Origin of the sequence: Streptomyces sp. URMC 127, from assembly GCF_051386535.1 — a bacterium.
In the GTDB taxonomy this organism is placed as follows: domain Bacteria; phylum Actinomycetota; class Actinomycetes; order Streptomycetales; family Streptomycetaceae; genus Streptomyces.
The window spans coordinates 1-23,414 of record NZ_JBPQTW010000105.1 but is presented as its reverse complement, the minus strand read 5'-3'; the positions used below and the strand labels follow the sequence as shown (position 1 = coordinate 23,414).

Here is a 23,414-nt window from a genome sequence, read left to right as displayed (position 1 = left end):
GGTGAAGGAGACAAAGGGGCTCCTCGGAAGGGGGAGATTCGGGTGGGGGGCGGCGCGCGTCCCGGACTAAAGCCGGACTAAAGGAGGGTGCGCAGAGAGCGGTCGCGGACCATCAGCGCCGCCTGCTTGTCGGGGAGGTCGACTTCCGCCATCAGCCGGAAGCCCGCGCTCAGGAACGCGGAGACGCACGGGGTGTTGCGCAGGTCCGGTTCGGCGACGACGCGGCCGCAGGACGGCCGGTGCTCCAGGACGAGGTCGGCGACGGTACGCAGCAGGCGGGTGCCCAGGCCGCGGCCCCGGTCGGCGACCTTGCCGATCAGGAGGTGGATCCCGGTGTCGTGCGGACGGGCCGGGTAGTGGCGCGCGAGGGGATCGAGGTCGGCGCGGTAGACCTCCCAGTAGCTCATCGGCACGCCGTCGAGGACTCCGAGGCAGGGGATGCTGCGCCCGTCGCCGCCGGTCTGGGCGCGCAGGTGGGCCTCGGTGACGCTCTCGGGGCCGCCCAGCTTCCAGAAGGCCGCGACGGCCGGGTCGTTCATCCAGCGGGTGATGAGCCGCAGGTCGCGCTCCACGCGGACCGGTACGAGCTGGAAGGTGCCGGCACCGGTGTCGGCGGGACCCCAGTCGGGGAGCGAGTCGAGAAGGTCGGAGCCCGGGCCGATGGCCGCGGCGGGCCCGCGGCCCGCCGTGATCGCGGCCGGCTCCGGCGCGCCGTGGTCGAGCAGGTCGATGAGCTCTTCGGAGAGCTTCAGTTCGAGGGTGGTCTCGTTGTCGGTCGGGGGACCGGCACCGTCGCCGGCGCAGGCTCTGTCGTCGGGCCCGGCGCCGGGATTTGGTCCGGCGAATCCGTCGGAGTTCGGGCCGGGGCCGGGGAAGGCGCCGAGGTCGGGACCGGCGCCCGGGCTCGTGCTGGGGTCGGTGGGCGGCACGGAGACGCACTCCTCTCGGAGGATCCCCTCGGTTCAGGGATCCCGTGGGCCCTGCGGGGCCCGTGTCCTCAAGGGCCCCGTTCGCCCGGGGCCGGGGCTCGCGCCGGTCATCGGGCCGACGTGACCAGGGGGTTGGCGATGGTGACGTAGACGGACTGGGTGTCGACCGGGCCGACGAGCTCGTCGAGCCCCCGCAGCCTGGTCAGCATGTTGGCCTTGCAGCGCAGCGTGGGCGCTTCGAGGAGGCGGGCGGGCAGGGACGAGCGGACGGCGGCGGGGCCGGCGGCGGCCTCCCTGAGGAAGCGGCGCAGCGCTGCCAGCAGGAGCTGTTCGTCGGCCAGGCGCTGCGCGCCGAACGCTCCGATGAGGCCGAGGATGTTGTTGATGCCGAGGTAGTAGGTGAACCTCTCGTCGGTGACCTCGTCGGAGACGAAGGTGTCGCTTGCGGTGCCGATGCCGGGCAGCCGCCGTTCGAGGGCGTCCCGGTGGGAGGCGCGGAAGTAGTAGCCCTGGTTGTCGCGGTAGCGGCCGCCCACGGGCCAGCCGTCCCGGTCGAGGAGGACGAGAGTGTTCTGCTGGTGGGCCTCCAGGGCGATGCCGGCCTCCCCGTCCAGCCAGAGCACGGGGCGCACGACCGCCTCCAGATAGCGCAGGAACCACTCCGCGGAGACGGCGCCCGCCGGACGGCCGGTCGTCTGCGCGAGGCGGGCCACGATGTGCGCGAGGCGAGAGCGCATGGGGAGGGCCGGGGCGGCGGGCTCCTCCGGCTTCTCAGGCTCCCCCGGCTGCCAGGACTCTCCTTGCTGACCGAACTCCACGGCACCCCCGGGGCATTCGTGCGCCGCGACGGGCCACGGGCGGGGCGAGACGAGCCCCGCGAGGCAGACGGCGTCATCACCGGGGCCGAAGGGATTGTGCCGGATGACGGTGTCGAGGCCGCTCAGCGGCGTGCCGTCCGGGGCGTCGGCCGCGAGCCAGGCGGGGTCGCGGACGACGTCGAAGCCGAGACCGCCGGGGCAGGCCGCACGCCACTGCTCGGCGAGGCCGCTGCGCAGCAGGCGGTGCACCTCGACACCGCGGTGCAGCTCCTTGCGGAGGTTCTCCCGGCGGGAGTTGGTGATGCGCAGGCCGAGGGAGAGCTTGAGCATCGCGGGCGCGCCGGGCCGGTGCACGGTCCGAACGGAGGAGGTGGCGTACCAGGGCGCGCCGAGGGGGCCGAGGTCGTGGAGCAGGCCCGCGTCCAGGAGGTCCCGGACGCCGGGGCGGCCGCGGACGTCGCGGGCCTGCCAGGGGTGCAGCGGCAGCGCCACGGTGTCCTGGGGCAGGCGCAGCTCCGGGCCGGCGAGCCGGGCGACGAGGGTGGCGGCGTCGACGGGCCGGCCCCGTTCTGTCCACGCCGAGTCCGTGGCGAGGAGGGAGCGGTGGACGGCCAGCCAGTGCAGCGGGAAGGACCCGCGCAGCTCCGGAGAGTAGGCGCGGGCCTCAGTGCCGGAGAGGCCCTCGCGGCTCTTGGGCGTGGGGTGGAGGGGGTGGCCGAGGAGCAGGGACTGCTCGGCGTAGAGGAAGAGCTCGCCCGCGCCCGGGTCGGCGGGGCGGGCGCGCCGGTCGGCGAGGAAGACCGCGGTGCGGCGGGCGGAGTCCGCGACTCTGGCGACCAGTTCGGCCGTCTCGCCGGTGGCGGGGCAGCCGGCGCGAGCGGCGCGGTACGCCGCTTCCCGGCCGAGGAGGGCAGCGAGGGTGACGGCGTCGACGGCGGGGGCATCGTCCGGGGCGTCCGCCAGGGCCGGCGGGCCGAGGCGGTGCCAGCCGGCCGCCGACCAGTAGGTCACGGGCACCCGCAGGGCCGTCCCGCCGGCGGTGAGGGGCAGGTGGAGCGTGGAGCCGTCCGGCCGCGGGACGCCGGTCTCGCGGATCCAGCAGCGCAGCAGGTTCTCCACGGCGGCGGCATCGGCGGCGGCAACGGGATCGGGGTGCTCCAGCGGGTCGGGGGTGCGCGGGGCGCCGGGGATCTCGCCGCGCGGGGCACCGCCCTGGCGGGGGACGCCGGAGACCACGGCCTGTGCGTGGGCGGACGGTGCACGCCCCGGGCCGGGCTGCCCCTCCCGAACGGCCTCCCGCTCCATGCCGGACCCGTTCCCTGGAACGGCCCCACACTCCCCGCCAGGCTCTCTCCCCCGCAGGGCCTCACGCTCCCCGCCGGACTCTCTCCCCCGCGCGGCCTCGCACTCCCCGCCGGACTCGGCCCCCGGCGCACTCCCGCACTCCCGGCCGGGCGGTGCGCACCCCGGAGAGGGGGCCGGTACGGACGCCTGGGCTGACGAGGACGGCGTTTCGCGTTCCCGGCCGGTGGTGGAGGCACCGGCCCCGGTGGATGCGTTCATACGATGTACGGCGTGCACGTCACGGCGTCAGGCCGGGGATGCGGCGCCTGCCTCCTTCGGCGTGCTCGGGGTGGGGATGCCGGGGATGCGCGCACCGGGCCGGCAGGCCGCGGCGACGGCGTCGGCCAGCCGGTCGAGGACCGCCTCCGCCTGTTCGTCGGTGATGGTCAGGGGCGGCAGGAGACGGACGACGCAGGAGTGACGTCCGCCCAGCTCCACGATGAGGCCGCGGCGGAGGCACTCCTGCTGGACGGCCGCGGCGCGGGCGGGCGAGGCGGGCAGCGGACCGCCCGCGCCGGGAACACGCCCCGTGCCGGCCGGCAGGCCGGCCCCCGTGACCGGAGCGCCGCCCCCGCCGAGAACCTCGCAGGCCCCCGCACCCCGCTCCGGCTCCACGAACTCGATGCCGATCATGAGCCCGGCCCCGCGCACCTCGCCGATGCAGTCGTACGCCTCCGCCAGCGCCCCCAGCCGCTCCAGCATCCGCCGGCCGAGCGTGGCGGCGCGCCCTGCCAGGCCGTTCTCCCTCACATACCGCAGCGTCGCCGCTCCGGCGGCCATCGCGAGCTGGTTGCCGCGGAACGTGCCCGCGTGGTCGCCGGGCTGCCAGGCGTCGAGGGCGTCGCGGTAGACGATGGCGGCGAGCGGGAGGCTGCCGCCGATCGCCTTGGACAGCACCATGACGTCGGGCTCGACGCCGCTGTGCCCGACGGCCCAGAAGGCCCCCGTACGCCCCACACCCGTCTGCACCTCGTCGGCGATGAGGGGGATGGAGCGCGCCGCGGTCAGCTCGCGCATCCGGCGCAGCCAGCCCTCCGGGGCCGGGAGCACGCCGCCCTCGCCCTGCACGGGTTCGACGATCATCCCGGCCGGCCGGCGCACCCCGCTCTTGGGATCGTCGAGCAGGCTCTCCGTCAGGCGGGCGGCGAGCCGCGCGCCCTCCTGCCCGCCGACGCCGAACGGGCAGCGGTAGTCCTGCGGATAGGGCAGCCGGGTCACCCGGGCGCCCGACCCGCCGCCCGAGGCGGCGAGCGCGCCCTCCGTCATGCCGTGGTAGGCGCCGGTGAAGGCGAGCAGGCCGTCACGGCCCGTCGCGGTGCGGACGAGCTTGAAGGCGGCTTCCACGGCGTCGGTGCCGGCCGGGCTGCAGAACTGGATGCGGCCCGACGCGGCCAGCTCCCGCGGGAGCGTGGCGAACAGCTCCTCCGTGAAGGCGTCCTTGACCGGGGTGGCCAGGTCGAGCACGTGCAGGGGCGCGCCGGAGTCGAGCACGGAGCGGATGGCCTCCAGCACGACCGGGTGGTTGTGGCCCAGCGCGAGCGAGCCGGCCCCCGAGAGGCAGTCGAGATAGCGGCGTCCGTCGGCGCCCTCGATCGTCAGGCCCCGGGCGCGCACCGGCACGATGGGCAGCGACCGGGCATACGTACGCGCGGCCGATTCGCGGGACGACTGCCGCCGCAGAATGCCTTCGTACGCCGCGGCCGGCGATGCCGCCGGCGACGGTAGCTGGGTCAAGGCCACGGGCTCCGGCTCCTCCTGCTGCTGAACTCCGCACCGGCCGCCGGCCGGCACTCCCCCGTACGTACCAACGACGCCGCGCGCCACGGATCACGGCCCGCCGTCAAGATCCTTGCGAGGGGGAACCGAGGACCCGCCCGAACCCGTCTCCCATCGCACCGGCATAGTGGGGCCCGGCCTCCCCGCTGGGGCGGTGCATGACAACTCCACACCGTGGTCGCGCAATGCGGACACGTCCGAACAGATCGATCAGGGGGAACCCACTCCATGCCATCCATCCGCAGGCCGGCGCTGGCCGCGGCCGCACTGACGGCCGCGCTGGCGCTGACCGCCACCGCGTGCGGCCCGGCCGACGACGAAGCGGCGGGGAGCGACAAGCCCAGTGCGGCCGCCTCCCAGAAGGGCGACGACGGGGGCCTCGAGCTGCCCAAGAACCTCCCCAGCTCCCTCAAGGACCTGGAGAAGTGGAAGAACGGCGCCTGGAAGAACTGGGACAAGGAGCAGTGGCTGCGCGAGGCCCGCGACTTCGTCAACCCGATCATCAAGGACCACTGGAAGCCGGACACCATGAAGGACGCCCGGCCCGGTGACAAGACGCTCTCGACGCAGGGCGCCCCGGGCTCGGCGCCGGGTGCCTCCGGCGACCAGGGCGTGACCGACCCCGAGCCGCGGCCGGTGCAGGCGAAGTCGGTCGCCGTGCCGTACCACAACAACGCGGCGCCGGTCGGCAAGGTGTTCTTCGACAGCCCCGCGGGCCACATGGTCTGCTCGGCGACGGTCGTCAAGGACCCGGCACACCCGGGCAAGTCCAACCTCGTGTGGACCGCGGGTCACTGCGTGCACGCGGGCAAGAAGGGCGGCTGGTACCGCAACATCGCCTTCGTGCCGTCGTACAACGACAAGGGCCTGCCGGGCGCCCAGGTCAACAGCGCGCCGGTGCAGGACGTCGCACCGTACGGCGTGTGGTGGGCGGACTGGGCGCAGACGTCCTCCCAGTGGATCGCGCAGGGCGCCGAGACCGGTGGCGCGGGCGCCCCGTACGACTTCTCCGTGCTGCACGTGAAGCCCGAGGCGGGCTCCGGCAAGTCCCTGGAGGAGACGGTCGGCAACGCCCTCACGGTCGACTTCAACGCTCCGCAGGTCAAGTCCATCCCGTCCATGGGCGCCTGGGGCTACCCGGCGGCCGCGCCCTTCGACGGCCAGAAGATGTACGACTGCGTCGACCGGCCGGGCCGGCTGACGATCGAGACGTCCCAGCCGACGATGTACCGCATCGGCTGCACGATGACCGGCGGTTCCTCCGGCGGCGGCTGGTTCGCCAAGGGCCCCGACGGCAAGGTCGTGCTCGTCTCCAACACCTCGATCGGCCCGGCCAACAGCACCTGGCTGGCCGGCCCGCGCCTGGGCCCGGAGGCGCAGGGCGTCTACAACGCCATCAGCCAGAAGTTCTCCAAGCGGTGACGCGGCGGTAGCCCTGCCGCAGTGGCAGTCCTGCTGTCGTGATGTGAGAAGGCCCCGTTCCCGGGATCCCGGGAACGGGGCCTTCTCACGTTGGGCGAGGGCCTCCGGCCGTCAGCGCCGGTGCCGTCAGCTGCGGGCCGCGGGCACGTACCGCTGGAGCTCCGCGGCGAGCTCCTCGTGCACCCGTGCCTTCAGCAGCGTGCCCTCCGGGGTGTGCTCCTCGGAGATCACCTCGCCGTCGGCGTGGGCGCGCGCGACCAGCGAGCCCCGGGTGTACGGAACGAGCGCTTCGATCTCCACGGCGGGGCGCGGGAGCTCGCGGTCGATCAGGGCCAGGAGCTCGTCGATGCCCTCGCCGCTGCGCGCCGACACCGCGATCGAGTGCTTCTCGATCCGCAGCAGCCGCTGCAGGACCAGCGGGTCCGCGGCGTCCGCCTTGTTGATCACGACGATCTCGGGCACGTCCGTCGCGCCGACGTCGCGGATCACCTCGCGCACGGCGGCCAGCTGCTCCTCGGGCGCCGGGTGCGAGCCGTCCACCACGTGCAGGATGAGGTCGGAGTCGCCGACCTCCTCCATGGTGGAGCGGAACGCCTCGACGAGGTGGTGCGGCAGGTGCCGGACGAAGCCGACGGTGTCGGCGAGGGTGTAGACGCGGCCGCTGGGCGTCTCGGCCCTGCGCACCGTCGGGTCCAGGGTGGCGAACAGGGCGTTCTCCACCAGGACGCCGGCGCCGGTGAGCCGGTTGAGCAGGGAGGACTTGCCGGCGTTGGTGTAGCCCGCGATGGCGACCGACGGGACCTTGTTCCGCCGGCGCTCCTGGCGCTTGATGTCGCGGCCGGTCTTCATCTCCGCGATCTCCCGGCGCATCTTCGCCATCTTCTCGCGGATCCGCCGCCGGTCCGTCTCGATCTTGGTCTCACCGGGGCCGCGGGTGGCCATGCCGCCTCCGGACGAGCCGGAGCCGCCGCCGCCCATCTGCCGGGACAGCGACTGGCCCCAGCCGCGCAGGCGGGGCAGCATGTACTGCATCTGCGCGAGGGAGACCTGCGCCTTGCCCTCGCGGGACTTGGCGTGCTGGGCGAAGATGTCGAGGATCAGGGCGGTGCGGTCGACCACCTTGACCTTGACGACGTCCTCCAGCTGGATGAGCTGGCCGGGGCTGAGCTCACCGTCGCAGACGACGGTGTCGGCGCCGGACTCCAGGACGATGTCCCGCAGCTCCTGCGCCTTGCCGGAGCCGATGTACGTGGCCGGGTCGGGCTTGTCGCGGCGCTGGATGACGCCGTCGAGCACCAGGGCTCCCGCGGTCTCGGCGAGGGCGGCGAGCTCCGCGAGGGAGTTCTCCGCGTCCTGCACGGTGCCGGACGTCCAGACGCCGACCAGCACCACGCGCTCCAGGCGCAGCTGCCGGTACTCGACCTCGGTGACGTCCTCCAGCTCGGTGGAGAGGCCGGCGACGCGCCGCAGGGCCGCCCGCTCGGAGCGGTCGTACTGGTCGCCGTCGCGCTCCCCGTCGATCTCGTGGCTCCAGGCGACGTCCTCTTCCATCAGGGCGTCGGCCCGAAGGCTCTCCGGGAGGCTCTGCCGGTCCTGGGGAAGGGAAGAAGAGGAGGTCATTTGATCCTTTGCATCGTTGGGAGGTGGCGGCCCCCGCTGCGGCGGCCGCACCGTCGACAACGCACGAGCGGCCCCGGGGATTCCCGCGGCCGGCGGCTCCGCCGACCCGTCGATGGTCCCACGCCGCCGCCGGAGCGTCACGCGGGTTTCCGCGCGGCCTTCCAGTCGGGGTGGCCGGGCATGGGCGGGGTCTTCGGGGCGTAGAGCCAGTCCTGCAGGAACTCCCTCATGTCCTGGCCGGAGACCTGGGAGGCGAGGGCGGTGAAGTCGGCCGTGCTCACGCTCTCGTCCCGGTGGGCGTTGACCCACTCGCGCTCCAGGCGGTCGAAGGACGCCGCCCCGATCTTCTGCCGCAGCGCGTAGAGCACGAGGGCGCCGCCGTCGTAGACGACGGGCCTGAAGATGCTGATCCGCCTGCCGGGGTCGGGCGGCTTGGGGAGGGCGGGCGGCCCGCCGTCGGTGCGCCAGGCGTCGGAGCGCTCGTAGGCGGCGCGCATCCGGGCGTCGAGCGTGCGGCCGCCCTTGTGCTCGGCGTACAGCGCCTCGTACCAGGTGGCGTGGGCCTCGTTGAGCCAGAGGTCGGACCAGCCGGACGGGCTGACGCTGTCGCCGAACCACTGGTGGGCGAGCTCGTGGACCATGATGGACTCGAGGTACCAGGCGGGCATGTCGTCCCGGACGAACAGGCTGCGCTCGAAGAGGGAGAGGGTCTGCGTCTCCAGCTCGAAGCCGGTGGAGGCGTCGGCGATCAGCACCCCGTAGTTCTCGAACGGGTAGCGGCCGACCTTGCCCTCCATCCAGGCGATGTGCTCGGGCGTCCTGGACGCCCACTTCTCGACGCGCTGCCGGTCGGCCGCCGGGACGACGTCCCGTACGGGCAGGCCGTGCGGCCCCGTGCGGTGCACGACGGCGGAGCGGCCGATGGCGACCTGGGCGAGCTCGGTGGCCATGGGGTGCTCGCTGCGGTACGTCCAGGCCGTGTTCGCGCCCCGTGCGGCGTGCCCCTCGGGCCGGCCGTTGGCGACGACCGTCAGGTCGGCGGGAGCGGTGACGCGGAAGGTGAAGCGCGCCTTGTCGGAGGGGTGGTCGTTGCAGGGGAAGACCCGGTGGCCCGCGTCGGCCTGGTTGGCCATGACCAGTCCGTCCTTCGTACGGATCCAGCCGCCGTCCCGGGAGTTGCGCGGATCGCTGGTGTGGCGGACGACCACGGTGAACAGGCCCTCGGCCGGCAGGGCGACGGACGGGGTGACGACGAGGTCCTCCTTGGCGGAGGCGAACTCGGCGGGCTGGCCGTTGACCGTCACCGAGCGGACCGTGCCCCCCGAGAAGTCGAGGTTGAAGTGGTCCAGCCCGGTGGTCGCGCGTGCCGCGATGGTGGTGACGGCATCGAGCGGCTTGCTGTTGCCGCGGTAGTCAAACTTGAGGTCGTAAGCGGCCACGTCGTAGCCGGGGTTGCCGAGCTCCGGGAAGAGCCGGTCGCCGATGCCCTCGGGGTGCGCGGCGGGCGGTGCGGCGGCGCCGACGAGGAGGGCCGTGACGGCGGCGAGGGCGGCGCGGCGGCGCACGGCCCGCCAGGGGACCAGGGCGGGTTTCCCGGATGAGTGCGGCATGCGTCCATCGCTACCAGCGAGGCGGCCCCGTGCAGCGGCGGCACGCGACGCCCCACTCGTACGAGGGTGCCCGGAAGGCTGTACGAGCGGCTCCCCGCCCGGGAGAGGAAATGCGTCACGCCCCTCCCAGCGGCCTTCCTGCGGACGCCCGCCCGGTCAGAGCCGCGCCGTGGCCACCGGCCGCCCGGCCCGCGCCACGTCGTAGACCCCCGGCACCCGCCGCATGGCGCGCATCAGCTCCGGCAGCCGGCCGGCGTCGGGCAGCTGCAGGGTGTACGTGTGACGCACGCGCTGCTCGTGGGGCGGCTCGACCGCCGCCGAGATGACGGCCGCCCCCTCGGCCGCGATGGCCTCCGTGAGGTCGGCCAGGAGATGCGGCCTGCTGAACGACTCGGCGCGCAGGGTGACGCGGTAGTCGCGGGCGCCGCCTCCGCCGGGGCTGTTCCACCGGATGCCGACGGGCTGCCGTCCGGAGGCGACCATGCGGTGCACCGCCGGGCACTGCGCGCGGTGCACCGTGACCGCGCCGCCCCGGACGGCGAAGCCGGTGACCTCGTCGGGCGGGACGGGCGTACAGCAGCCGGCCAGCCGGACGCTCGCGGCCGCCAGGTCCGCCCCGTCGGCCGTGACGACGACCGGCCACCGCGCGGCCGGCGCGGTGGCGCGGGGCGGCGGGCAGGGACGGCCCGGGGCGAGCGGAACGGGCGGCACCGGCGGCGCGGCCTCGGCCGCGGGATGGGTCGAGAGCCAGCGCTCGATGGCGATGCGCGCGGCGGGCGTACGGGCGTGCTCCAGCCAGTCCGGGGAGGGCCCGGAGGCGCTGTCCCGGGACATCAGCAGCTGCAGCGTGTCGCCGTCGCGCAGGACGGTGCTGAGGGTGGCGAGGCGGCCGTTGACGCGGGCGCCGATGCACCGGTGGCCGCCGTCGCCGTGCTGGGCGTAGGCCGCGTCGACGCAGCTCGACCCGGCGGGCAGGCCGATGGTGCCGCCGTCGGCGCGGAAGACGGTGATCTCGCGGTCCAGGGCGAGCTCGTCGCGCAGGGAGGTCCAGAAGGTGTCGGGGTCGGGGGTGGCCTGCTGCCACTCCAGGAGCCGGGAGAGCCACCCCGGGCGGGTGGGGTCGACGCGCTCCCCGTCCGTGGCGTCGGGCGTCTCGGGGGCCGCGTACGGGTTGCCCAGGGCGACGACGCCGGCTTCGGCGACCCGGTGCATCTGGTGGGTGCGGATGAGGACTTGGGCGGCCTCTCCGCCGGGGCACGCCACCGCCGTGTGCAGCGACTGGTAGAGGTTGAACTTGGGGGTGGCGATGAAGTCCTTGAACTCCGAGATGAACGGAGTGAAGCACGTGTGCAGCTCGCCGAGGACCCCGTAGCAGTCGGCGTCCTCCGCGACCAGGACGAGCAGCCGGCCGAGGTCCGAGCCCGTCACCTCCGCGCGGTTGAGGAGCACCCGGTGCACGGAGACGAAGTGGCGCTGCTTGACGAGGACGTCGGCCGCGATGTCCGCCTCGCGCAGGACGGCCCGCACGCGCTCCGCCGTCGCCTCCAGGGTGGCGAGGCCGCCGGCGTGCCCGAGGACGAACTCGCGGGTGCGGGCGTACTCCTCGGGGTGGAGGATCGCGAAGACGAGGTCCTCCAGCTCCGTCTTGAGTGCCTGGACGCCCAGCCGCTCGGCGAGCGGGATCAGGACGTCCCGGGTGACCTTGGCGATGCGGACCTGCTTCTCGGGGCGCATCACGCCGAGCGTGCGCATGTTGTGCAGCCGGTCGGCGAGCTTGATGGACATCACGCGGACGTCGTTGCCAGTGGCCACGAGCATCTTGCGGAAGGTCTCCGGCTCGGCGGCGGCGCCGTAGTCGACCTTCTCCAGCTTGGTGACGCCGTCGACCAGGAAGCGGACCTCCTCGCCGAACTGGCCGCGTACCTGATCGAGCGTCACCTCGGTGTCCTCGACGGTGTCGTGGAGGAGCGAGGCGGTCAGGGTCGTCGTCTCGGCGCCCAGCTCGGCCAGAATGAGCGTGACGGCGAGGGGGTGGGTGATGTACGGCTCGCCGCTCTTGCGGGTCTGGCCGCGGTGGGAGGACTCCGCGAGCAGATAGGCCCGGCGCAGGATGTCGAGGTCCGCGCCCGGGTGGTGGGCGCGGTGCACCTTGGCGACGTGGTCGATGGCGTCGGGCATCCTGCCGCGCGAGCCCGACCCGCCCAGGGCCACCCGTCCCAGCCGTCTCAGGTCGAGACGGGCGCGGCCGCGCCAGCGGCCGGGAACACCTTCGGGCGTGGCGTCTGTGCTCATGGGGGCACCTCCGGCAGCGTCGACCGGCGGTCGGCTGCGCGCCTCCGTACCGGTGCTTGATGCTACCGAGCCCATCACGCGCTGCTCACCCGCTCTCGCCCAGAGTGAAACGGATCACCCATTCGAGCGAGCCACACCGCACGGAGTGCGGCGGACGGTGCGGAAAGGAGGTAGGGGCGGCCTCAGGCGAGCGCCGCGGCCAGCCAGGACGGGTCGAAGACGCCCTCCGCGACGATCACGGCGGGGCCGGTCATCTCGACCGTGCCGTCCGGTGCCTCGCTGATCACCAGGCGCCCTCCGGGGACGTCCACGGTGTACGTGACGGGGAGGCCGGTGACGGAGGGGTCGAGGCCGTCCCGGCGGGCGGTCGCGACCATCACCGCGCAGGCGCCCGTGCCGCAGGAGCGGGTCTCGCCGGAGCCGCGCTCGTGGACGCGCATGGCGACGTGCCGCGGGCCGCGGTCGGCCACGAACTCGACGTTGGTGCCGTCGGGGTAGGCCGCCGCTGGGGCGACGCCCGGGGCGTCGTACAGGCTGCCGGCGTCGTCGAGGTGGTCGACGAAGGTGACGGCGTGCGGGTTGCCCATGTTCACGTTGCGGGCGGGGCGGCTGCGGCCGCCGACGGTGACGGTCACCTCGCCGCCGGGGAGGACGGCCCGCCCCATGCCGACGGTGATGTCGCCGGGCGTGCCGTCGGGAGCGTCCTTGGCGATGTGGGCCCGGCGGATGCCCGCCCGCGTGGCGACGGCCAGGTCGCCGGCCTCGACGAGGCCCGCGTGGCGGAGGTAGCGGGCGAAGACGCGGACGCCGTTGCCGCACATCTCGGCGATGCTGCCGTCGCTGTTGCGGTAGTCCATGAACCACTCGGCCTCGGCGGCCATGGCGCGCGCCTCGGGGTGGGCCGCGGACCGGACGACGCGGAGCACTCCGTCGGCACCGAGGCCCGCGCGGCGGTCGCACAGGCGGGCGACGGCGGCCGGCGACAGCTCGATGCGGCCGTCGTGGTCCGGGATGATCACGAAGTCGTTCTCGGTGCCGTGACCCTTGAGGAAGGCGATCTGTGCGGTGCTCACGGTTCGATGGTACGGGGACGCGCCCGCCGCCTTCCCGCCAGAGCCCCGGCCGGTGCCCGCTCGGGTCAGCGCAGGCGCGCCACGCGCCATACGGCGAGGACGACGGCCAGGCCGACGACGACCGCGTACAGGGCGGCGTAGCGCCAGTCCGGGCGGCCTCCGGAGCCGGGAGCGGGCATGCCGGGCCAGGTGTAGCCGACCCGGCGGGCGGCCATCACCCCCCAGCCCGCGGCGCAGCAGCTGATGAGCAGGCCGAGCATGGCGACGACCGGTCCCCCGTCGCCGAACTCGAAGGCGAGCGGGAAGGCGAACATCAGCGAGCCGACGGCGGCGAGCCCGACGATCGGGGCGAGCTGCCAGATGCGCAGCCTGCGCTGCGGGCGCAGCTCGCGGAACGACGCGGGAGCGGTGCCGGCGGCGTCGGCCTCGGCGGCCGCCTCGGTGTCCTCGGGGCCGTCCGGGGTCAGCTCCTCGGGCTCTTCCCCGGCCACGGCCGGGAGGTGCCCCCTCCGCGGCGGCTGTTGCGGTCTGTCGCGAGGGCCGGCCTCCATCGCCACACGCCCTCCCACCCGGACTTCACGGCTCGATCGAAGCACGATGATGGCACGCCCGCGCAGGCCGGAATGGCGTGCGTAGCGTCCCGATGCCATCACGTGATCAGGCTGTGACCGCCCGTTCGAGCAACGCCAGCGCGAGCCCCGGCAGTTCCGCCCTGCGGCCGGCCGCTCCGCTCAGCCAGTGGACGCGGCTGTCCTTGCGGAACCACGAGTCCTGGCGGCGCGCGAAGCGCTTGGTGGCCCGTACGGTCTCGGCGCGCGCCTCGTCCTCGGTGCACTCCCCCGCCAGGAAGGCGAGCACCTGCTGGTAGCCCAGGGCGCGGGAGGCGGTCAGGCCCTCGCGCAGGCCCTGCCGCTCCAGGGCGCGCACCTCGTCGACCAGCCCGGCCTCCCACATGCGGTCCACGCGCAGGGCGATGCGCTCGTCCAGTTCGGGGCGCTCGACGTCGACGCCGATCTGCAGGGCGTCGTAGACGGGCTCCTCGCCCGGCAGGTTCGCGGTGAACGGCCGGCCGGTGATCTCGATGACCTCCAGGGCGCGCACGATGCGGCGGCCGTTGCCGGGCAGGATGGCGCGGGCGGCGGCCGGGTCGGCGGCGGCGAGGCGGGCGTGCAGGGCGCCGGGGCCCTGCTCGGCAAGCTCCTGCTCCAGGCGGGCGCGGACGGCCGGGTCGGTGCCGGGGAACTCCAGGGCGTCGATCGTGCCCTTGATGTAGAGCCCGGAGCCGCCGACGAGGACGGGGGTGCGGCCCTCGGCCAGGAGCCGGTCGATCTCCGCGCGGGCGAGCCGCTGGTACTCGGCGACGCTGGCGGTCTCGGTCACGTCCCAGATGTCGAGGAGGCGGTGCGGCACGCCCTGCTGCTCCTGCGGGGTCAGCTTGGCGGTGCCGATGTCCATGCCCCGGTACAGCTGCATGGAGTCGGCGTTGACGACCTCCCCGCCCAGGTGCTGGGCGAGGGCGACGCCGAGATCGGACTTGCCTGCCGCCGTGGGGCCGACGACGGCGATGACCCGCGGGGCGGGAACTGCGTTTTTCACCGGGTTTTTCACCTGGTCAGTCTCGCAAACCCCGGGCGCGCCCCACGAACGAGCGACGTGACGCGGCGCTGCCGGGTTCGTTGCCTGTTGCGAGGTCCCGGCGGCCGGTTTCACGGGCCGGGGGCGGCCGGTCCACGGACCGGCGCCCCGGCGCGCACCGGGCGGCGCGGGGTTTCGCTCACACCAGTAAGGTAATGGAGTAGATATGGGCGTGTTTTCAAGGTTTCGCCGCAAGTCGTCCGAGGCGTCAACCGAAGAGGCGGCAGCGACCACTCTGACGGCGGAATCGGCCGGCGCCGCTGCGGAGGAGGAGGCCGGGGCCGCGGCGCCGGAGGAGGCCGGCGAGGCCGGGGCCGAGGCTCAGGCAGCCGAGGGGGTCGAGATCCCCAAGCAGCAGTCGGCGGAGAAGGCCGCGGACAGCGAGGCCGGTGAGGGCGCCCGTAAGTAGCTCTTGAACCAGGAAGACGAGGGAAGGCGCCATGGGCCTGCTGGACACTCTCAAGACCAAGCTCGCCCCTGCGAAGGAAAAGATCGGCGACCTCGCGCAGCAGCACGGGGACAAGATCGAGCAGGGGCTGGAGAAGGCCGCCAAGGTGGTCGACGAGAAGACCAAGGGCAAGTACAGCAGCCAGATCCGGACGGGCACCGGCAAGGCCAAGGACGCCATCGAGCGGCTCGCCGAGCACGAAGGCGGCAAGGGCGGCTCCTCCGGCGGCAAGGCCTCCTGAGGGCCGCCGGGCGGTCAGGCCCCCTGACCTCGTCGGGGACGGGGCGCGGAGCACCGGCTCCGCGCCCCGTCGTCATGTGTCCGGGCCCGGCAGGCATCCGGGTCGTCGTCTGGCCGGGGCCCGGCCGGCATCCGGGTCGTCGTCTGTCCGGGGCCCGGCCCGCATCCGGCCGCGGCTCACGGGACGCCTCCGGACGGGGCCTGTACGGCCTTGTCGCGGCCGTTGCGCGGGCCGGTGACCTCCGGGGCCCTCCGGGGTCGTTCAGGCCCGTCGTGCCCCGTCTAGGACCACGTCGCCACGAAGTACCCCACCCCGTAGGGCGCCTCGTCGTACAGCAGCCGTCCCATGAGGCCCGCGCCCTCGCCGGCCCCGGCGAGCACCTGCCACGGGGCGCGGCCCGCCGCCTGCAGCTCCTGGGCGAGCGAGGCGTCGAGCGCGGCCAGGGCCGCGGTGTCGGCGCCGCCCAGCGCCCGCGCGGCCTCCGCGTCGAAGCCCGCGGCGCGCTCGTCCAGGTAGCCCGGCGCCTTGAGCGTCCGGCAGGCGCTGCCGTCGCCCATCACCAGCAGGGCGGTCCGGCCGCCGGCCCCGGCCAGCTCACGGCCGGTTGCGAGGCAGCGCCCGGGATCGAGCGGCTCCCCGACGCCCAGGCCCTCCACGGGCGCGACCGCCCAGCGCGTGCGGTCCAGCAGCCAGGCGGCGACCGCCAGGGACTGCGGCAGCTGCCGCCCGTCCGCGGGCGCGCCCTGCCCCAGGCTGACGTCGAGGTCCACGCCCAGTCCGCGGAAGGAGCCGCGCGTGCCCTGCGGGTGCGGCCCGCGGCCCTCCGCGGGGGCGGGCCCGAGGACGACGAGGCGGTCCGGCCGGGCGGCGGCGAGGACGCCCACGGCGTCGAGGCACGCGGCCCGCAGGCCGTCCAGCTCGGGCGCGGCCCCGGCGGCGACCTCCGGGACGAGCAGCGGCGGGCAGGGGCATACGGCAGCGGCGACGAGCATGGCGGGAACGATACGCCCGCCGTGCCGCCGGTGCAGTCGCGGGCCGGGCGCCCGGCCCGCGGTCCTGCGGAAGGGCGGGTCAGCCGCAGCTGTCGCCGCAGCCGGCCGGTGCCGGGGCGGCGCTCGGCGCCGGGGCGCCGATGGTCGGGATGCCCAGCATCACGCCGGCCGGCTTGGCGGCGGCAGCGGCGTTGCGCTTCTCCCACGCGTCGCCCGCGCGCGTGCGGCGCACGGCCTTGGCGGGGCCCTCGGCGAGCAGGTGGTGCGGGGCGGCGTAGGTGATCTCGACGGTCACCACGTCGCCCGGGCGGACGTCCTCGTCCGGCTTGGCGAAGTGCACCAGGCGGTTGTCGGGGGCGCGGCCCGACAGGCGCTGCGTGGAGCCGTCCTTGCGGCCCTCGCCCTCGGCGACCATGACGTCCACGACGCGGCCGACCTGCTTCTTGTTCTCCTCCCAGGAGATCTCCTCCTGGAGGGCGACCAGGCGCTCGTAGCGGGCCTGCACGACCTCCTTGGGGATCTGCCCGTCCATGGTCGCCGCCGGGGTGCCGGGGCGCTTGGAGTACTGGAAGGTGAAGGCGTTCGCGAAGCGGGCCTCGCGCACCACGTGCATCGTCTGCTCGAAGTCCTCCTCGGTCTCGCCGGGGAAGCCGACGATGATGTCGGTGGAGATGGCGGCGTCCGGCATGGCGGCGCGCACCTTCTCGATGATGCCGAGGAAGCGCTCCTGGCGGTACGAGCGGCGCATCGCCTTGAGGACGGTGTCCGAGCCGGACTGCAGCGGCATGTGGAGCTGCGGCATCACGTTGGGCGTCTCGGCCATGGCGGCGATCACGTCGTCGGTGAAGTCGCGCGGGTGCGGGGAGGTGAAGCGCACGCGCTCCAGGCCCTCGATCCTGCCGCAGGCGCGCAGCAGCTTGGAGAACGCCTCGCGGTCGCCGATGTCGGAGCCGTACGCGTTGACGTTCTGGCCGAGCAGGGTGATCTCGCTGACGCCCTCGGCGACGAGCGCCTCGATCTCGGCGAGGATGTCGCCCGTGCGGCGGTCCTTCTCCTTGCCGCGCAGCGCCGGGACGATGCAGAACGTGCAGGTGTTGTTGCAGCCGACGGAGATCGACACCCACGCGGCGTAGGCGCTCTCGCGCCGCGTCGGCAGCGTCGAGGGGAACGCCTCCAGGGACTCGGCGATCTCGACCTGGGCCTCTTCCTGGACGCGGGCGCGCTCCAGCAGCACGGGCAGCTTGCCGATGTTGTGCGTGCCGAAGACGACGTCGACCCAGGGGGCCCGCTTCACGATGGTGTCGCGGTCCTTCTGGGCGAGGCAGCCGCCGACGGCGATCTGCATGCCCGGCCGCTTCGACTTCATGGGAGCGAGCCGGCCGAGGTTGCCGTAGAGCTTGTTGTCGGCGTTCTCCCGCACCGCGCAGGTGTTGAAGACGACGATGTCGGCCTCGCCCTCGGCGGCGCCCTCGGGCGCGCGCACGTAGCCCGCGTCCTCCAGCAGGCCGGACAGCCGCTCGGAGTCATGGACGTTCATCTGGCACCCGTAGGTGCGGATCTCGTAGCTTCGAGTAACGCCCACTTCGTCCACTGCCCCGGTCCGGTCACTGCTGCTGGTCATTCCTCCAGGGTAAAGGGGGCCCGGCAAAGCTCCCGACCATCACCGTTTCGCCGCTCCCCTCCCGTTGCCCGCCGGGGCCTGGCAGTATCCGGCCATGCTTCCCCGATCCCTGCGGCCGGGCGGACGCCGGGCCGCCCGTACGGCCGCCGTGGGCGCCGTGGTGCTCGCCCTGCTCGTGTGGTGGCTGGTGTCCCTGCACGGCGGTACGTCACCGGCCGGGCGGATGACGTTCGCGACCGGAGTGCCGACCGGCGTGTACGCGAAGTACGGGGACCTCCTCAAGGAGGACCTCGCGCAGGACATGCCCTCCCTGGACGTACGGCTGCGGCGCAGCCAGGGGTCGATCGACAACCTGCGGCAGCTCACGTCCGGCGACGCGGACTTCACCCTGGCCACCGCCGACTCGGTCGCGACGTACCGGGACGAGGGGAAGCCGGGCGCCGGGAGCCTGCGCGCCTGTGCGCGGCTGTACGACGACTACATCCAGCTGGTGGTGGAGAAGGGCTCGCGCGTGCAGTCGGCCCGGGACCTGCGGGGGCTGCGGGTCGGGGTGGGGACGGACGACTCGGGGGTGCAGCTGATCACGCGGCGGCTGCTGAAGGCGGCGGGGCTGGACTTCGACAAGGACATCACGCCGGTGCGGGTCGGGATCGACAAGATGCCGGGGCTGCTGGAGCGGGGGCGGCTGGACGCGTTCTTCTGGTCCGGCGGGCTGCCCACGAACGCCGTCCAGTCGCTCGGCCTGCGGCTGTCCATCCGCCTGGTGCAGCTGGCCGACCTGATCGAGCCGCTGCACGCGCAGGGGCCGCAGACGCGCTACTACAGGGCGGCGGTGATGCCCGTGGACGCGTACCCGGAGCTGCAGGCGTCCCAGGCGGTGAAGACGCTGGCGGTCGCGAACCTGCTCGTCACCATGGACCACGCGGACGCGGACCTGGCGGAGAGCGTCACCCGGTCGGTGATGAACAGCAGGGACCGCATAGGGCAGAAGGTGCACGCCGCGCAGAAGGTGGACCTCCGTACGGCCATCTTCACCGACCCCCTGCAGCTGCACGCGGGGGCGCGCCGCTACTACGTGTCGGTCAAGCCCTGAGGGCGCCGGTGCGGGGGCGCATGAGGCGGCCGGGCCGGCGCATGAGGCGGCGGCTGCGGGCGACCGAGCGCGGCTGCACGGTCCGCGGCCGCGGCGGGCGCATGAGGCGGCGGGCTACTGGCGCGCTTCGGCCGTCTGCGTGCGTCCCTTCCCGCCGTCCTCCGCGTGGCGCGGCACCTTGATCACGGCGCGCAGGCCGCGGGGCTCGTTCGGCGCGTAGGTGAGCGTGGCGCCGCCGGCCGCGAGGAGGGCCCGGGAGATGGACAGGCCCAGGCCGGAGCCGGAGACGTTCTGGTGGCGGCTGCTGCGCCAGAAGCGGTCGCCGATGCGGGTGAGCTCCTCCTCCGTGAGGCCCGGGCCGCCGTCGGCGACCGTGATGTCGACGCAGTCGGCCTCCACGGCGACGCTGACGTGCACCGGGGAGCCCTCCGGCGTGAACTTGAGGGCGTTGTCCACGACGGCGTCCAGGGCGCTGGAGAGGGCGACCGGATCCGCCCAGCCCGTCGCCGCGGCCGGGCCGCTGTAGGAGAGCGCGACCTGCTCGCGGTCGGCGACCGGCGACCACGCTCCCACCCGGTCGGTGACGATCTCCGCTATGTCGGTCAGCTGGAGGTCGGCCGGCGCGTGCTCGGCGAGCGCGAGGCCGAGGAGGTCGTCGAGCACGCGCGCGAGGCGCTTGCCCTCCGCCCGTACGGAGGCGACCTCCGCGTGCTCCGGGGGGAGGTCCAGGGCGAGCAGGTCGATGCGCAGCAGGAGCGCCGCGAGCGGGTTCCGCAGCTGGTGCGAGGCGTCGGCGACGAAGGCGCGCTGCTGGTCCAGGACGGACTCGACGTTGTCCGCCATCTCGTTGAAGGAGCGCGCCAGGCGGCGCAGTTCGGGCGGGCCGTTGTCGGCGGCGACGCGGGAGTTCAGCCGCCCCGTGGCGATGCCGTGCGCAGCGGCGTCGAGGGTCCGCACGGGGCGCATCACCCACCCCGTGAGGCGGAAGGCGGCGGCGACGGCGACGAGCATCGCGGCGGTCTCGCCCGCTCCGAGCAGCAGCCAGGAGTGCAGGATCCGGGAGCGCAGCTGCCCGGTGGGCGAGTCGGTGACGACGACGGCGACGACGTCGCCGTCGCGGATGACCGGGGAGGCCACCGTGAGCCGGCTGTGCTGCAGCGGCCACACCTGCCCCGGGTCGTGGCTGCGGCGCCCCGCCATGGCCTCCTGGAAGGCCCGCTGGCCCTCGCCCTCGGCCGGCACCGTCCAGCGCCGGGGAGCGACCGCCATGGCCTGCCCGTCGCGGTAGAAGATGCCGACGCGGATGTCGTACAGCTCCTCGTAGCGAAGGAGTTCCGAGCGCAGCGTGTTGAGCCGTTCGTCGGTCCCGGCCTCCGGGTCGAACGGGCGGGTGGTGACGAACTGGGCCAGGGCGGCGAAGCGGGCCGTGTCGTCGATGCGGTCGACGACCACGCGCTGCTGCTCGGCCGCCGCGATGCTCGCGGCCAGCGGGAAGCCGAGGGCCAGCAGCACGCCGGCCAGCAGGACGATGAGGAGCGGGAGGAGTCGGGTGCGCACGGGCTCGGCCGGCCCTCACCGGGCCGGGACGACGATTTTGTAGCCGACCCCGCGGACCGTCTCGATGAGCGCGGGCAGGCGCAGCTTGGACCGCAGGGAGGCGATGTGCACCTCCAGGGTGCGGCCGGTCCCCTCCCAACTGGTCTGCCAGACCTCGCTGATGATCTGTTCGCGGCGGAAGACGACGCCGGGCCGCTGGGCGAGCAGGGCCAGCAGGTCGAACTCCTTGCGGGTCAGGGAGACCGGCTCGCCCGCCACGGAGACCTCGCGGTTGGGCAGTTCGATGACGAGGCTGCCCAGCCGCAGCGAGCGCGGGCCGGAGGTCTCCTGCACCTCCTCCTGGCCGCTCTCGGCGGGCGGCTTGCGGCGCGCGACGGCGTGAATGCGGGCGAGGAGCTCGCCGGTGTCGTAGGGCTTGACCACGTAGTCGTCGGCGCCGAGGTTGAGGCCGTGGATCTTGGAACGGGTGTCGGCGCGGGCGGTGACCATGATGACGGGCGTGCCGGTGCGCTTGCGGATCCGGCTGCAGACCTCGAAGCCGTCCTGGTCGGGCAGGCCGAGGTCGAGCAGGACGACGGCGAACGGAACGCCGGCGTCCGGCAGCAGGGCGCGGAGCGCCTCGTCGCCGCTCCTGGCGTGCGTGACGTCGAAGCCGTGCCGGGCCAGCACCGCCGCCAGGGCCGCGGCGACGTGGTCGTCGTCCTCCACGAGCAGCAGCCTCATCCGCGCCCCCTCCCTGTGACCGCAGCTCCCGGTGACCGCGGCGCGGGCACCCCCGCATCCACGCTGATGGACGCCCGCGCCGTCAAGGGGGTTGCGGGAGCGAAGGAGCTTCCGTTACCCAGCCGGTACGCCCGCGCGACCGGCGTGCGCACCGCGCGCCCCCTTCACACGGAGTGTCCCTTTGCGGCCGGATCGTTATGCTCAATTTCAGCTCAGATGTAATGACGCTGGTCGTTGCCGCTCATTAGGGTCCTCCCCAATCGAGGAGGATGGAGCGAGGAACGCCGATGAGCGAAGAATCGGTGGCCGGAGAGGCCACGGCCGCCGCGGCCGCACTGGTCGTCCTGAAGAGCGTCAACAAGCACTTCGGCGCGCTGCATGTCCTCCAGGACATCGACCTGACGATCGCGCGCGGCGAGGTCGTCGTCGTGATCGGCCCGTCGGGTTCCGGCAAGTCGACCCTGTGCCGCACGATCAACCGCCTGGAGACCACCGACTCCGGGTCGATCACCATCGACGGCAGACCGCTGCCCCAGGAGGGCAAGGAGCTGGCCAGGCTGCGCGCCGACGTGGGCATGGTCTTCCAGTCGTTCAACCTCTTCGCGCACAAGACCGTCCTGGAGAACGTGACGCTCGGCCAGATAAAGGTGCGCAGGACGGACCGCCGCAAGGCCGAGGAGAAGGCCCGCGGCCTCCTCGACCGGGTCGGCGTCGGCGCCCAGGCGGACAAGTACCCGGCCCAGCTCTCCGGCGGCCAGCAGCAGCGCGTGGCCATCGCCCGCGCCCTGGCCATGGACCCCAAGGTGATGCTCTTCGACGAGCCGACGTCCGCGCTCGACCCGGAGATGATCAACGAGGTGCTGGAGGTCATGCAGCAGCTCGCGCGGGACGGCATGACGATGGTCGTCGTCACCCACGAGATGGGCTTCGCCCGCTCCGCCGCGAACCGCGTCGTCTTCATGGCCGACGGCCGCATCGTCGAAGAGGCCCGGCCGGATCAGTTCTTCAGCAACCCGCGCAGCGACCGGGCGAAGGACTTCCTGTCGAAGATCCTGCACCACTGATCCGCTCGAAGGTCCTGCCCGCACCGCCGGGTCCTTCCACCGGCCGCGCGGGGCCGCCCGTACCGCCGGAGCCCGCCCCACCGGCCGCCCCGGCTCTCCGCCGCCTCCGCGCCGCCTCTCTCCCCCCCACCACGGCCGCTCAGGCCGCTGCACACCATCTGCCGACGCAAAGGATGTTCACGATGAAGCTCCGCAAGACCGTCGCAGCTGCCGCCGTGGTGCTCGCGCTCACCGCGGCCGCCACCGCCTGCGGGAAGTCCGGCAGCCCCGACGACGACAAGGACGGCACCCCCGGCGACGGCAAGACCGCGCCGGCCGTGCCGACCTACAAGGTGAACACCTCTGCCGACGTCAAGGGCTCGCCCGTCTTCGACCGGATCAAGGGCAAGACGATCACCATCGGCACCAAGGCCGACCAGCCGGGCATGGGCTACGAGAACCCCACGTCCAAGAAGCGCTCCGGCTTCGACGTGGAGATCGCCCGGATGATCGCGGCCGACCTCGGCTTCGACGAGGCCCACATCACGTTCAAGACGGTGCCCTCCGAGGCCCGCGAGACGCAGATCGCGAGCGGTGGCGTCGACCTCTACGTCGGCACGTACACGATCAACGACGAGCGCAAGAAGCAGATCGACTTCGGCGGCCCGTACTACGTCGCCGGCCAGGACCTCCTGGTGAAGTCGGACAGCAGCATCAAGGGCCCGGACGACCTCAAGGGCAAGAAGGTCTGCTCGGCCACCGGCTCCACGCCGCTCAAGCGCATCAAGGAGCCCAAGTACGGCGTGGCCGAGGCCAAGGCCCAGCAGGGTTACCAGCTGTGCGTGCAGGAGCTCGTCTCCGGCACGGTCGACGCCGTGACGACCGACGACACGATCCTCAAGGGCTACGCCGCCGAGAACAAGGGCGCCCTGAAGGTCGTCGGGAAGCCGTTCTCGCAGGAGCCGTACGGCGTCGGCCTGAAGAAGGACGACAAGGCGCTGCGGGAGGCCGTCAACAACGCCATCGAGGCGCACGAGAAGAACGGCGACTGGAAGAAGGCGTACGACGCCACCATCGGCCTCGCCGGCAACCCCGCGCCGAACCCGCCCGCCGTCGACCGCTACTGAGGGCCTGCCGGCGGGCCGCTGAGGGCCGCCCCCACCGGGCGGCCCTCAGC

Annotated in this window: 19 protein-coding genes; 6 read left to right on the top strand and 13 right to left on the bottom strand. The window is 73.7% G+C overall.

All coding sequences use genetic code 11. The features are described 5' to 3' along the window. Positions 1 to 77 precede the first annotated feature (77 nt). The 3 genes from ACSNOH_RS20765 to ACSNOH_RS20755 form a co-directional block, all read right to left on the bottom strand. On the bottom strand, positions 78 to 929 hold the full coding sequence (locus ACSNOH_RS20765) for a GNAT family N-acetyltransferase (RefSeq protein WP_436722892.1): 852 nt from the start codon (positions 927 to 929) through the stop codon (positions 78 to 80). A gap of 107 nt (positions 930 to 1,036) precedes the next feature. Then, positions 1,037 to 3,052, bottom strand: a complete 2,016-nt coding sequence (locus ACSNOH_RS20760) for an IucA/IucC family protein (RefSeq protein ID WP_436722891.1) — start codon at positions 3,050 to 3,052, stop codon at positions 1,037 to 1,039. Between the two features lie 285 nt (positions 3,053 to 3,337). Beyond that, positions 3,338 to 4,831, bottom strand: a complete 1,494-nt coding sequence (locus ACSNOH_RS20755; RefSeq protein ID WP_436722890.1) for a diaminobutyrate--2-oxoglutarate transaminase family protein — start codon at positions 4,829 to 4,831, stop codon at positions 3,338 to 3,340. 264 nt (positions 4,832 to 5,095) lie between these two features. Here ACSNOH_RS20755 and ACSNOH_RS20750 point away from each other — a divergent pair, with 264 nt between their 5' ends. Continuing rightward, positions 5,096 to 6,289: a trypsin-like serine peptidase gene (locus ACSNOH_RS20750; protein ID WP_436722889.1), complete on the top strand. Its 1,194-nt coding sequence runs from the start codon at positions 5,096 to 5,098 to the stop codon at positions 6,287 to 6,289. Between the two features lie 126 nt (positions 6,290 to 6,415). On the opposite strand, the gene hflX is transcribed toward ACSNOH_RS20750, so the two are convergent. The 6 genes from hflX to miaA all read right to left on the bottom strand — a co-directional run bounded on the left by hflX (position 6,416) and on the right by miaA (position 14,480). Further along, the gene (hflX, locus tag ACSNOH_RS20745) at positions 6,416 to 7,909 is read right to left on the bottom strand and encodes a GTPase HflX (RefSeq protein ID WP_436722888.1); all 1,494 of its coding nucleotides are present in this window, start codon (positions 7,907 to 7,909) and stop codon (positions 6,416 to 6,418) included. A gap of 137 nt (positions 7,910 to 8,046) precedes the next feature. After that, on the bottom strand, positions 8,047 to 9,519 hold the full coding sequence (locus ACSNOH_RS20740) for a M1 family metallopeptidase (protein WP_436722887.1): 1,473 nt from the start codon (positions 9,517 to 9,519) through the stop codon (positions 8,047 to 8,049). 156 nt (positions 9,520 to 9,675) lie between these two features. Then, positions 9,676 to 11,811: a RelA/SpoT family protein gene (locus ACSNOH_RS20735; protein ID WP_436722886.1), complete on the bottom strand. Its 2,136-nt coding sequence runs from the start codon at positions 11,809 to 11,811 to the stop codon at positions 9,676 to 9,678. A 182-nt stretch (positions 11,812 to 11,993) separates the two neighbouring features. After that, positions 11,994 to 12,884 carry a diaminopimelate epimerase gene (dapF, locus tag ACSNOH_RS20730; RefSeq protein WP_436722885.1) on the bottom strand — a complete coding sequence of 297 codons (891 nt, stop codon included), beginning with the start codon at positions 12,882 to 12,884 and terminating at the stop codon, positions 11,994 to 11,996. A 65-nt stretch (positions 12,885 to 12,949) separates the two neighbouring features. Further along, positions 12,950 to 13,435, bottom strand: coding sequence for a hypothetical protein (locus tag ACSNOH_RS20725; RefSeq protein ID WP_436722893.1), 486 nt, complete (start codon positions 13,433 to 13,435; stop codon positions 12,950 to 12,952). A gap of 106 nt (positions 13,436 to 13,541) precedes the next feature. Then, a complete protein-coding gene (gene miaA, locus ACSNOH_RS20720) occupies positions 13,542 to 14,480 on the bottom strand; it encodes a tRNA (adenosine(37)-N6)-dimethylallyltransferase MiaA (RefSeq protein WP_436722884.1) in 939 nt (312 codons plus the stop codon). Between the two features lie 205 nt (positions 14,481 to 14,685). On the opposite strand from miaA, the gene ACSNOH_RS20715 reads away from it, so the two are divergent. Continuing rightward, complete coding sequence (locus ACSNOH_RS20715) at positions 14,686 to 14,928, top strand: hypothetical protein (RefSeq protein WP_436722883.1); 243 nt, start codon at positions 14,686 to 14,688, stop codon at positions 14,926 to 14,928. Positions 14,929 to 14,959: 31 nt separating this feature from the next. Continuing rightward, positions 14,960 to 15,208 (top strand): antitoxin, encoded by a 249-nt coding sequence (locus ACSNOH_RS20710; RefSeq protein ID WP_436722882.1) that lies wholly within the window; start codon positions 14,960 to 14,962, stop codon positions 15,206 to 15,208. Between the two features lie 281 nt (positions 15,209 to 15,489). On the opposite strand, the gene ACSNOH_RS20705 is transcribed toward ACSNOH_RS20710, so the two are convergent. Then, positions 15,490 to 16,200 (bottom strand): class III extradiol dioxygenase subunit B-like domain-containing protein, encoded by a 711-nt coding sequence (locus ACSNOH_RS20705; RefSeq protein ID WP_436722881.1) that lies wholly within the window; start codon positions 16,198 to 16,200, stop codon positions 15,490 to 15,492. Positions 16,201 to 16,279: 79 nt separating this feature from the next. Continuing rightward, a complete protein-coding gene (gene miaB / locus ACSNOH_RS20700; protein WP_436722880.1) occupies positions 16,280 to 17,821 on the bottom strand; it encodes a tRNA (N6-isopentenyl adenosine(37)-C2)-methylthiotransferase MiaB in 1,542 nt (513 codons plus the stop codon). A 94-nt stretch (positions 17,822 to 17,915) separates the two neighbouring features. Between miaB and ACSNOH_RS20695 the strand changes: the two genes are divergently transcribed. Then, positions 17,916 to 18,914 carry a TAXI family TRAP transporter solute-binding subunit gene (locus ACSNOH_RS20695; protein WP_436722879.1) on the top strand — a complete coding sequence of 333 codons (999 nt, stop codon included), beginning with the start codon at positions 17,916 to 17,918 and terminating at the stop codon, positions 18,912 to 18,914. 114 nt (positions 18,915 to 19,028) lie between these two features. Here ACSNOH_RS20695 and ACSNOH_RS20690 read toward each other — a convergent pair whose 3' ends face one another. Together ACSNOH_RS20690 and ACSNOH_RS20685 are read right to left on the bottom strand one after the other, a co-directional pair. Then, positions 19,029 to 20,471, bottom strand: a complete 1,443-nt coding sequence (locus ACSNOH_RS20690) for a sensor histidine kinase (RefSeq protein WP_436722878.1) — start codon at positions 20,469 to 20,471, stop codon at positions 19,029 to 19,031. A gap of 15 nt (positions 20,472 to 20,486) precedes the next feature. Beyond that, positions 20,487 to 21,194, bottom strand: a complete 708-nt coding sequence (locus tag ACSNOH_RS20685; protein ID WP_436722877.1) for a response regulator transcription factor — start codon at positions 21,192 to 21,194, stop codon at positions 20,487 to 20,489. Positions 21,195 to 21,481: 287 nt separating this feature from the next. Between ACSNOH_RS20685 and ACSNOH_RS20680 the strand changes: the two genes are divergently transcribed. Continuing rightward, entirely contained in the window at positions 21,482 to 22,258 is a 777-nt protein-coding gene (locus ACSNOH_RS20680) for an amino acid ABC transporter ATP-binding protein (RefSeq protein ID WP_436722876.1), read from the top strand. A 182-nt stretch (positions 22,259 to 22,440) separates the two neighbouring features. Continuing rightward, a complete protein-coding gene (locus tag ACSNOH_RS20675; protein WP_436722875.1) occupies positions 22,441 to 23,364 on the top strand; it encodes a glutamate ABC transporter substrate-binding protein in 924 nt (307 codons plus the stop codon). The last annotated feature ends 50 nt before the right edge of the window (positions 23,365 to 23,414 follow it).